Annotated in this window: 3 protein-coding genes; all 3 read left to right on the top strand. The window is 61.2% G+C overall.

The window, feature by feature from the left end; translation table 11 throughout:
- Positions 1-547 (top strand): type 1 glutamine amidotransferase (locus NW835_RS01980; protein WP_414414387.1); only part of this gene is annotated, 547 nt, incomplete at its 5' end.
- 38 nt (positions 548-585) lie between these two features.
- Positions 586-2,031 carry a UDP-N-acetylmuramoyl-L-alanine--D-glutamate ligase gene (gene murD / locus NW835_RS01975; protein ID WP_414414386.1) on the top strand — a complete coding sequence of 482 codons (1,446 nt, stop codon included), beginning with the start codon at positions 586-588 and terminating at the stop codon, positions 2,029-2,031.
- Positions 1,976-3,103, top strand: a complete 1,128-nt coding sequence (locus NW835_RS01970; protein ID WP_414414385.1) for an FtsW/RodA/SpoVE family cell cycle protein — start codon at positions 1,976-1,978, stop codon at positions 3,101-3,103. The genes murD and NW835_RS01970 overlap by 56 nt, the downstream gene beginning before the upstream one ends.
- Positions 3,104-3,144: the final 41 nt, after the last annotated feature.

Below are 3,144 nucleotides of genomic sequence, written 5' to 3'. Positions count from 1 at the left end.
CATGGGTGGCCCCATGAGTGCCAATGACGAAAGGGCATTTCCTTGGCTAGGTCAGGAGAAGGAGTTTATCCGCAATGCCATCGAGGCCGGCAAGTCCATTTTGGGTATCTGTCTGGGGGCGCAACTGATTGCCAGCGCAATGGGTAGCCGAGTGTTTCCAAATCGTGTTAAGGAAATAGGCTGGTGGCCAGTGCAAGGGATCCAACCAGCGAACGAGCTGGCCTTTCCTTTTCCGCCCTCGATTGAGGTTTTTCACTGGCACGGGGAAACCTTCGAGCTGCCCCCTGGTGCACTTCACCTTGCCAAAAGCGAAGGCTGTGAGAACCAGGCCTTTCAGCTTGGGCGTTCAGTGATTGGCCTCCAGTTTCACTTGGAAACCACGCCAGAATTGGTGCAGGGGCTTGTCTCCCACTGCCGCAACGAGTTATTGCCATCTACCTATGTGCAGTCGGAAGTAGAAATTCTCTCAGCTCCCCCTGAGAAGTACCAAGCCATAAACCATCTCATGGGCGAGGTGCTCTCCTTTCTCTGTCGCTCCGATCCCTAGCCCCGCGCCGCGCTCTAGAGGGCGGCCAGAGCCGTAAGATGCATCTGCAAGCCAAAGTTCCAAGGGGCATAGACGTGGGCCATCAGGTTTTGGGACTGGGGATCGCAGGTTGGTCGGCTGCACGGCTGCTGCGGGCCCAGGGAAAAGAGGTGTGGGTCTGGGACGAGCAGGATTCGGAGCTCTTGCGGCAACGGCAGGCAGAGCTGGAACAAGAAGGGATCCCTGTCCACTTGGGCCAGCCTTTTCAACTGCTGCCGGGAGTGGAGCAGGTGGTGGTCAGCCCGGGCATTGCCTGGGATCACCCCTTGCTGCAAGAGGCGCGTCGGCAAGGGATTGAGGTGGTGGGAGAGGCAGAGCTGGCCTGGCAGTTCCTTGAGCATCTGCCTTGGGTAGGGATCACGGGCACCAACGGCAAAAGCACCACCACGGCCCTGGTGGCGGAGATGTTCAAAGCGGCTGGGCTAGAAGGGATCCCCTGCGGCAACATTGGCTTACCTCTGTCTCAGGTGGCGCTGGAGACTTGGCAAGGGCAGCGGCAGCCGGATTGGATCGTGGCAGAGCTGAGCAGCTACCAACTGGAGGCCAGCAGCCGCCTGATGCAGAGCTCCCCTAGCAGCCCACCCCGCATTGGGGTATGGACCACCTTCACCCCCGATCACCTAGAGCGGCACGGCACCCTGGAGCGCTACGCCGGCTTTAAGGCGCGGCTGCTGGAGCGGGCCCAGTGGCGGGTGGTCAACGGCGAGGATCCCTACCTCTTTCGCCGGCGGCGAGACTGGGAAAACACCTACTGGGTTTCCCTGCAAGATCCGCAAGCGGATGTCTTACTGCGGGGGAGCACCCTTTACATCCAGGGGGAAGCGGTGGCGGAGCTGGAGGATTTTGCCGAGCGCTGCCCTGGTCCTCACAACTTGCAGAACTTGCTCTTGGCGGCAGCGGCTGCCCATCTGGCCGGGATCCCTAACACTGCCATTCAGGGAGCCATCCGCTCTTTTGCTGGCATGCCCCATCGCTTGGAGTGGGTAGCCCAAATCCAGGTGGGATCCACCCCCATCCGCTTTGTCAACGACAGCAAGGCCACCAACTACGAGGCCGGCTGGGTGGCGCTCAACGCCCTCTCCCCGCCCATCATCCTTATTGCCGGTGGAAGGGCCAAACAGGGGGACCCCTCAGCCTGGCTGCGGCTTATTCAGGCTAAGGTGGCCCGCGTGTTGCTCATTGGGGAGGCTGCCCCTGCCCTGGCCCAGGCTCTCCAGGCAATCCGCTATACTGACGTCGAGATCCTGCCAACCCTAGAGGTAGCGGTGGAAAGGGCCTTTGCAGCCGCTTGCTCCCTAGCGCAAGCCCTGGCGGATCCCGCTCAGCCCATTACCGTTTTGCTGTCGCCCGCTTGTGCCAGCTTTGACCAGTACCCCAGCTTCGAGCACCGTGGCCACCACTTCCGCGCCTGTTGCCAAGCCCTTGTGGGATCCCTGGAACGCTGAAGCGCGCTGGCTGCGCTGGCTGACGCTGGTTTGGCTGGCGGTGGGCTTGATGATGCTGTTTTCGGCCTCCTACCCGGTGGCGCAGCAGACTACTGGCGATGGCCTCTATTTCTTTAAGCGCCAGTTGCTCTGGGCAGGGCTGGGGCTGGCCTGCTTCGCACTTCTGGTGCGCATCCCTTTGCGGCGCTGGTTCCCCTGGGCCGGGATCCTCTGTCTGCTGGGCATTGGCTTAGTCTGGGCTACCCAGGTGCCGGGGCTGGGGGTTTCCCGCCTGGATGCCAGCCGCTGGCTGGATTTGAAGGTAATCCCGGTGGTCATCCAGCCTTCGGAATTGCTCAAGCCTCTGTTGGTGCTGCAGGGGGCCTGGGTGTTGGGCCGTTGGTTTTACCACCCCGCCTGGTTTCGCGGCGTCTGGGTTGGGCTCTTTGCTTTGGCGCTGCTAGGGATCCTCCTCCAGCCCAACTTGGGCACCACCGCCATCTGCGGCCTTACCCTCTGGGTCATGGCCTGGAGTGCTGGGATCCCCGTTTTTACCCTCTTGGCTACAGCGGGACTGGGGATCCTGGCGGCTGTGGTGAGCATTCTCAGCAAAGACTACCAGCGGCGGCGCATCCTTGCCTTTTTGGATCCCTGGGGGAATGCGCGGGGCGACGGCTATCAGTTGGTGCAAAGCCTTTTGGCCATTGGCTCAGGGGGCTGGTGGGGCAAAGGCTACGGCCTTTCGCAGCAAAAGCTATTCTACCTGCCCATCCAGTACACAGACTTCATCTTTGCGGTGTATGCGGAAGAGTTTGGCCTGGTGGGATCCCTCTTCTTCCTGGGGCTATTGAGCGCCTACACCTGGGTAAGCCTGCGGGTCATGCGGCGCTGTCTCGACCTGCCCACGCGGCTGGTGGCCTGTGGTTGTTTGATGTTTTTGGTGGGGCAGGCACTGCTGAATGTCAGTGTAGTCACCGGCCTGTTGCCAACTACAGGGGTACCCTTGCCGCTGTTTAGCTACGGCGGCAGCTCAATTCTCTCTGGACTAATTATGGCGGGGCTGCTGGTGCGGGGCGCCCCCGAGGGGGGCTAAGCTCTGTAAGCGTCTCACTCAGCAGCCAGTAGATAGAGACT

The sequence above is a fragment of the Synechococcus sp. OH2 genome (genome assembly GCF_047462155.1).
GTDB lineage: Bacteria > Cyanobacteriota > Cyanobacteriia > Thermostichales > Thermostichaceae > Thermostichus.
The sequence above is the reverse complement of the archived record's forward strand: the minus strand, read 5'-3'. Positions and strand labels throughout refer to the sequence as shown.